Source organism: Micromonospora sp. WMMD737, assembly GCF_049179055.1.
GTDB lineage: Bacteria > Actinomycetota > Actinomycetes > Mycobacteriales > Micromonosporaceae > Micromonospora > Micromonospora reichwaldensis.
The window spans coordinates 1-6,964 of the sequence record NZ_JBMHMH010000037.1; the positions used below are offsets into that span (position 1 = coordinate 1).

Here is a 6,964-nt window from a genome sequence, read left to right on the forward strand (position 1 = left end):
GCAATTACCGCAGCGGGTCTAGGAAGGGCACCCTAATCGGCGCCTGTTGGGATGGTCACATCGTCTCGTCCCGGCCGGACGGGAATATCCGGCGGCTACGCTGCCCTCGTGGCAGGCCGCCTCCTTTCCCTCAGCACCTCGATCGCCGGTTGGCACGGCGACGAGCGCGCGGTCGGTACCCCACTCAACGACGCCGAACTCATCGCGATGCGGCGTACCCGCCTGTTCGGTGCCACCGGAACCGTGCTGATGGCCATCGGCGCACTGGGCGCCGGGGCACGCCCCGTCATCCAGGACCCGACCTTCGGAGTGCGGCTGCTCAACCTGCCGTCGCGCATCCAGACCGTGTCGCTGACCATGACCACCACCGGCGCGGTGATGATGACGCTGGCCTGGTTGATGCTCGGCCGGTTCGCCCTCGGCGAGCGCCGGATGACCCGCAGCCAACTGGACCGGACCCTGCTGCTGTGGGCGTTACCGCTGCTCATCGCCCCTCCGATGTACAGCAAGGACGTCTACTCCTACCTGGCCCAGAGCGAGATCTCGCTGCAGGGCAGCGACCCCTACCGGGTCGGGCCGGCCACCGGGCTGGGGCTCGACCACGTCTTCACCCTGTCGGTGCCCAGCCTGTGGCGCGAAACGCCGGCTCCGTACGGTCCGCTGTTCCTGTGGATCGGGCGGGGAATCTCGGCGATCACCGGGGAGAACATCGTCGAGGCCGTGCTGTTCCACCGGCTCATGGTGCTGATCGGGGTCGGGCTGATCGTGTGGGCCACCCCGCGGCTGGCCCGCCGGTGCGGGGTCGCCGAGGTGAGCGCGCTGTGGCTGGGCCCGACCAATCCACTGCTGTTCATGCATCTGGTCGCCGGGATCCACAACGAGGCGTTGATGCTGGGCCTGATGCTGACCGGCACCGAGTTCGCGTTGCGCGGCATCAGCGCGGTCAGAGGTTCGCCACCGCGACTGAGCGCGGACCTGCGCAGGTCACGGGCGTGGCCCCGTGGCCGCGCCGACTGGGCACGCTGGTATCCGGCGGCCATGCTGGTCGGCGGCACGGTGCTGATCACGATGTCCTCGCAGGTCAAACTCCCCTCACTGCTGGCGCTGGGGTTCGTAGTGATGGCCCTGGCCCACCGGTGGGGCGGCACGGTCCGGGCGTTCCTGTACGCCGGCGGGCTGCTGGGCACCGTGTCGCTGGCGGTGATGGCCGTCATCGGCTGGGCCAGCGGGCTGGGCTTCGGCTGGCTGTTCACGCTGGGCACGGCCAACGTGGTGCGCAGCTGGATGTCCCCGCCGACGCTGCTGGCGCTGGGCACCGGCCAGGTCGGCATCCTGCTCGGCCTCGGCGACCACACCACCGCGGTGCTGGCACTGACCCGTGCGATCGGCGTCAGCCTCATCGCGGTGATCGTGACCTGGCTGCTGCTGGCGGTGCTGCGCGGCCGGCTGCATCCGGTGGGCGGGCTCGGCGTCGCGCTCGGCGCCACCGTGCTGCTGTTCCCGGTGGTGCAGCCGTGGTATCTGCTGTGGGCCATCATTCCGCTGGCCGCGTGGGCCACCAGGCCGGGCTTCCGCGCCGCGGTGATCGTGGTGACGCTGGTGGTCGGCATCTTCGGACCGACCGCTAACGGCGACCGGTTCGCCCTGTTCCAGATCGTGATGGCGACGCTGGCCAGCGCGGTGATCGTGCTGCTGCTGATCGCGCTGACCCACCGCCGGTTGCCGTGGCGGGCACTGCCGCGAACGGCCTCGGGCCGCCCCGCCGGCGAAGCCGACGCACCTCCCGGGGCCCCCCCGGCGCCACCAGCGCCACCGACCCCCAGGACCGACGCCTACGCTGAGTCTCCGTGACCCCGCGCCCATCTGCCGCCGGACCTGCGCACGAGCGCCCGTCGGCGCCCGTGCGGCTGCGCGCGGTCACCAAGCGGTACGGATCCACCACCGCGGTGTCCAGGCTCGATCTCGAGGTGGGCCCCGCCGAGGTGTTCGCCCTGCTGGGCCCCAACGGGGCGGGCAAGACGACAACGGTGGAGATGTGCGAGGGCTTCCTCAAACCGGACTCCGGGTCGATCGAGATCCTCGGTCTCGACCCGGTGGCCGACAACGCCGCGGTGCGGGCCCGCACCGGGGTGATGCTGCAGGGCGGCGGCGCGTATCCGGCGGCCCGGGCCGGTGAGATGCTCGACCTGGTGGCCGCCTACTCGGCCGACCCGCTGGATCCGGCGTGGCTGCTGAGCACCCTGGGACTCAACGACTCGGCCCGCACCCCCTACCGCAGGCTGTCCGGCGGACAACAACAGCGTCTCGCCCTGGCCTGCGCGGTCGTCGGCCGCCCGGAACTGGTGTTCCTCGACGAACCCACCGCGGGCATGGACGCCCACGCACGCATCGTGGTGTGGGAGCTGATCGACGCGCTGCGCCGGGACGGGGTGACGGTCGTCCTCACCACCCACCAGCTGGCCGAGGCCGAGGAACTGGCCGACCGCATCCTGATCATCGACCACGGCGCGGCGGTCGCCACCGGCACCCCGGCCGAACTGACCCGCAACGGCGCCGAGAACCAGCTGCGCTTCCGCGCCCCCCGAAAGCTGGATCTGAGCCTGCTGGTGTCGGCGCTGCCGGAGAGCTACCGGGCGGTCGAGACGGCCCCGGGCGAGTATCTGGTGGAGGGCCACATCGACCCCCAGGTGCTCGCGACCGTGACCGCGTGGTGCGCCCGCCTCGACGTGCTGGCCACCGACATGCGTGTCGAACAGCGCAGCCTCGAAGACGTCTTCCTCGATCTGACCGGCCGGGAGCTGCGTCCATGAGTGGCATGAGCGACAACAGATTCGCCCCGGGGACGTTCTCCCCGGATCCGCGTCCCGCACCGGTGCCCCGGATGCTGGCCGCACAGTTCGGCCTCGAGTTGCGCCTGCTGCTGCGCAACGGCGAGCAGCTGCTGCTGACCATGTTCATCCCGATCACGCTGCTGGTCGGGATGACCCTGTTACCGCTGGGCTCGTTCGGACCCAACCGCGCCGCCACCTTCGTGCCCGCGATCATGGCCCTGGCGGTGATCTCCACCGCCTTCACCGGCCAGGCCATCGCCGTGGCCTTCGACCGGCGCTACGGGGCGCTCAAACGGCTCGGCGCCACCGCCCTGCCGGTGTGGGGCATCATCGCCGGCAAGTCGATGGCCGTGGTGTCGGTGGTGATCCTGCAGTCCGTTCTGTTCGGCGCCATCGGCGCGGCGCTGGGCTGGCGGCCGCCGATCGCCGGGCTCGCGCTGGGCGCGGTGATCATCGCCCTGGGCACCGCTGTGTTCGCCGCACTGGGCCTGCTGCTCGGCGGGACGCTGCGCGCCGAGATCGTGCTGGCCGTGGCCAACCTGCTGTGGTTCGTCTTCGCCGGCCTGGGTGCTCTGACCTTGGACAGCGGCGCGGGGGGCGTGGTCCCGTCGGCGGTGGCCTGGGTGGCGCGACTGACCCCGTCCGGGGCGCTGACCGAATCGTTGTCCCAGGCGATGACGCTGTCGGTGGACTGGTTCGGGATCGCCGTGCTGGCCGGGTGGGGAGCCGTCGGCGCGGTGTGCGCACTGAAGTGGTTCCGCTTCACCTGAGCCGCCCCTACTACGGGGCGTAGTTAGCAAGGCTCTACCATCACAAGGTGCCCGTGAAACGACTATTCATGCGGCTCGTCGACCTGCTTCCGGAACCGAGCCTGCGCACGCAGCGCATCGTCGCCGCGGCCGTGATCCTCACCCAGGGCGGTATCGCCGTCACCGGTGCGATCGTGCGGGTGACCGCCTCGGGGCTGGGCTGTCCCACCTGGCCGCAGTGCTTCCCGGGCAGCTTCACACCCGTCCCGCACCCCGAGGTGGCCGGCATCCACCAGGCCGTCGAGTTCGGCAACCGGCTGCTGACGTTCCTGGTGGTGCTGACCGCCGCGGCGGCCGTCATCGTGGTCGTGCGGGCGCGACGCCGCCGCGAGGTGCTCGTCTATGCATGGCTGATGCCCGCCTCGACCGTGGTCCAGGCGGTGATCGGGGGCATCACCGTGCTGACCGGCCTGCTGTGGTGGACGGTGGCGATCCACCTGCTCGCCTCGATGACGATGGTCTGGCTGGCGGTGCTGCTGTTCGTCAAAGTCGGCGAACCCGACCGGGGCGCCTACCGCACCCGGGTGCCGGGCCCGCTGCGCCACCTGACCGTCCTCAGCGCCGTCACGCTGGCCGCGGTGCTGGTGACCGGAACGATGGTGACCGGAGCCGGGCCGCACGCCGGCGACAAGAGCATCGAACGTCCGGTGCCGCGCCTGCAGATCGAGATCACCACCCTGGTGCACCTGCACTCGTCGCTGCTGGTCGCCTACCTGTCCCTGCTGATCGGGCTCGGCTTCGGGCTGCTGGCGGCGCATGCCGCCCGCGCCGTGCTCAAGCGCCTCGTCGTGGTGGTCGCGCTGGTGGCCGCTCAGGGCCTGCTGGGTGCGATCCAGTTCTTCACCGGCGTCCCGGAAGCCCTGGTCGCCCTGCACGTCGCCGGTGCGGCGGCCTGCACCGCCGCCACCGCCGCGCTATGGGCTTCGATGCGAGAACGGACCGAGGCCGAAGCGTTCCAGCGCTGATTCGACGGCCAGCGCGAACACCCGCTGCCGGCGCGCCCGGGTCGCGTCGTCGAGTTGGCGCCAGCCCAGCGACGGCTCGACCAGCTCGAGTTCCAGCAGCCGGGGAGCCTCGGGCCCGCCGAGCACATCGACCCGGGCGTAGAGCAGATCGCCGGGCGTGATGCCGAGATGGGCGGCGGCGGCTGCCAGGGCGGCATGACCGACGTCCCACAGCTCGAAATCCGGATCGGCAGGCGCCAGCCGCTCCTCGGCGTAGGTGCCCGACTCGTCGAAGACCGGCGCACCCCCCGGCGGCGGCAGGATCGGCCCCTTGGTGAACGCGTGCGAGGCCGCGCCACCGACGAACACCAGCGCTGTCTCACCCGCGCTCACTCTCGGGTCGTAGGGCTGCACCAGGACCGTCTGACCGGCCTGCTGCAGCGCCGCGGCGTGCGCCGCGGCCGCGGCCGGGTCCGTGAACCGCAACGCGCCCACCGACCCGGCTCCGACGGCCGGCTTGACGACGACCTCGCCGCCCTCCGTGCCGGGTGGCAGCGCGAAGCCCTCCCCCGGCGCGACGAACACGCTGGGCACGGTCGGCACCCCGGCGGCAGCCAGGTCGCCCAGGTAGCGCTTGTCGGTGTTCCACGCGACCACCGCGGCAGGGTTGAGCAACCGGCGCACCCGCCGGGTCCAGGCCAGGAATTCGTCGAGGCGCTCGGTGTAATCCCATGCCGCGCGCAGGATCACCAGGTCGGCGTCCAGGGTCGCCGGGTCGTCCCAGGGCAGCCAGCGCGGATGCAGTCCACGGCGGCGCAGCGCCTCGACCAGACCGTCGTCGTCCCCGTCGCCCTCGGGCAGCGCCGCGCACCCCGCGAGCACGACGCGGGGGTGGAAGACATCGGGACGGGCCAGCTTCATGAGCGGAGAAGATGTTACCGAGGGAGGCATGATGGGCCCTATGTACGCCATCGAAGTCGCCGAAACAGGCGGGCCGGAAGTTCTGTCCCACGTCGAGAAGCCGCAGCCCGAACCGGGCCCCGGCCAGGTGCTGATCCGGGCCGAGGCGATCGGCGTCAACTTCATCGACACCTACTTCCGGTCCGGGCTCTACCCGCGTGAGCTGCCGTTCGTCGTGGGCAGCGAGGTGTGCGGGGTCATCGAAGCCATCGGTGCCGGGGTCGCGGCGCTGACCGTCGGCGATCGGGTGGTCACCGACAAGGCTTCCGGCGCGTATGCCGAATACTGCGTGGCCCCAGCCGACTTCGTCGCCTACGTGCCCGACGGGGTGGCCCCCGACGCGATCGCCTCGGCGCTGCTGAAAGGCATGACGGCGCATTACCTGCTCAAATCGACCTACCCCGTGCAGCAGGGCGACACCGTACTGATGCACGCCGGTGCGGGCGGCGTCGGACTGATCCTGACGCAGTGGGCCACCGCGCTGGCCGCCCGGGTGATCACCACGGTGTCCACCCCGGACAAGGCGGAACTGTCCCGCCAGGCCGGCGCGGTCGAGGTGCTCGACTACCCCGACGGGGGCGAGGGCGGCGCACAGGCGTTCGCCGCCCGGATCCGGGAACTCACCGACGGCGACGGCGTCGCCGCGGTCTACGACGGCGTGGGCGCGTCGACCTTCGAAGCCAGCCTGGCCAGCCTGGCGGTGCGCGGCACCCTGGCACTGTTCGGCGCGGCCAGCGGCCCGGTGCCCCCGGTCGACCCCCAGCGCCTCAACGCGGCCGGATCGGTGTACCTGACCCGGCCCAACCTGGGCCACTACACCCGCACGTCCGACGAATTCTCCTGGCGGGCCGGTGAACTACTCACCGCCATCGCCGACGGCACCCTGTCTGTCACCGTCAGCCGTCGCTACCCGTTGCGCGACGCCGAACAGGCGCACCGGGATCTGCAGGGCCGCAAAACCGTCGGCTCGGTGGTGCTGGTGCCCTGACTCAGACCGCGAAGAGCGCGGGCAGGGCCAGCGCGGAGTCCACCGCCAACGCCAGGAAGACCACGGCGAGGTAGTTGTTCGACTGCAGGAACAACCGCAGCGGCTTCACCGGCTCGCCCCGGCGCACCCCGGCGTAGAGCTGGTGGGCCATCACCAGGAACCAGGTGCCGGCCACGATGGCCACCGCGGCGTAGAGCCACCCCGCCGCCAGCGCCAGGGCCAGCGTCGCCGCCACGGTGAGCCAGGTGTAGATCAGGATCTGCTTGGTGACCTGCTGCTCGGTGGCCACCGCCGGCAGCATCGGCACACCGGCGGCCTTGTAGTCCTCCTTGTAGCGCATGGCCAGCGCCCAGGTGTGCGGAGGTGTCCAGAAGAAGATGATGAGGAACATCACCAGTGCCGGCCACTGGATGGTGCCGGTGACCGCCGACC

The 6,964-nt window shown here is 71.4% G+C and carries 7 protein-coding genes; 5 read left to right on the top strand and 2 right to left on the bottom strand.

Annotated features, from left to right (window positions below; translation table 11 throughout):
- Positions 1-108: 108 nt before the first annotated feature.
- From mptB to ACN27A_RS34240, 4 genes are all read left to right on the top strand, one after another.
- Positions 109-1,851, top strand: a complete 1,743-nt coding sequence (mptB, locus tag ACN27A_RS34225; protein WP_421459124.1) for a polyprenol phosphomannose-dependent alpha 1,6 mannosyltransferase MptB — start codon at positions 109-111, stop codon at positions 1,849-1,851.
- A gap of 95 nt (positions 1,852-1,946) precedes the next feature.
- Positions 1,947-2,810, top strand: coding sequence for an ABC transporter ATP-binding protein (locus tag ACN27A_RS34230; RefSeq protein WP_421459126.1), 864 nt, complete (start codon positions 1,947-1,949; stop codon positions 2,808-2,810).
- Between the two features lie 5 nt (positions 2,811-2,815).
- Positions 2,816-3,601, top strand: a complete 786-nt coding sequence (locus tag ACN27A_RS34235) for an ABC transporter permease (RefSeq protein WP_421459128.1) — start codon at positions 2,816-2,818, stop codon at positions 3,599-3,601.
- A gap of 47 nt (positions 3,602-3,648) precedes the next feature.
- Positions 3,649-4,605 (top strand): COX15/CtaA family protein, encoded by a 957-nt coding sequence (locus ACN27A_RS34240; protein ID WP_421459129.1) that lies wholly within the window; start codon positions 3,649-3,651, stop codon positions 4,603-4,605.
- Here ACN27A_RS34240 and ACN27A_RS34245 read toward each other — a convergent pair.
- Complete coding sequence (locus ACN27A_RS34245) at positions 4,555-5,505, bottom strand: ATP-grasp domain-containing protein (protein ID WP_421459131.1); 951 nt, start codon at positions 5,503-5,505, stop codon at positions 4,555-4,557. The genes ACN27A_RS34240 and ACN27A_RS34245 overlap by 51 nt on opposite strands.
- 40 nt (positions 5,506-5,545) lie before the next feature.
- Between ACN27A_RS34245 and ACN27A_RS34250 the strand changes: the two genes are divergently transcribed.
- Positions 5,546-6,532, top strand: coding sequence for a quinone oxidoreductase family protein (locus tag ACN27A_RS34250; protein WP_421459133.1), 987 nt, complete (start codon positions 5,546-5,548; stop codon positions 6,530-6,532).
- A gap of 1 nt (position 6,533) precedes the next feature.
- On the opposite strand, the gene ACN27A_RS34255 is transcribed toward ACN27A_RS34250, so the two are convergent.
- A partial coding sequence (locus ACN27A_RS34255; protein WP_421459135.1) for a UbiA family prenyltransferase occupies positions 6,534-6,964 on the bottom strand: 431 nt, incomplete at its 5' end.

Coding starts and splice junctions, on each gene's coding strand:
- ACN27A_RS34235 (WP_421459128.1), top strand. CDS start 2,816: ATGAGCGACAACAGATTCGCCCCGGGGACGTTCTCCCCGGATCCGCGT.
- ACN27A_RS34250 (WP_421459133.1), top strand. CDS start 5,546: ATGTACGCCATCGAAGTCGCCGAAACAGGCGGGCCGGAAGTTCTGTCC.
- ACN27A_RS34245 (WP_421459131.1), bottom strand. CDS start 5,505: ATGAAGCTGGCCCGTCCCGATGTCTTCCACCCCCGCGTCGTGCTCGCG.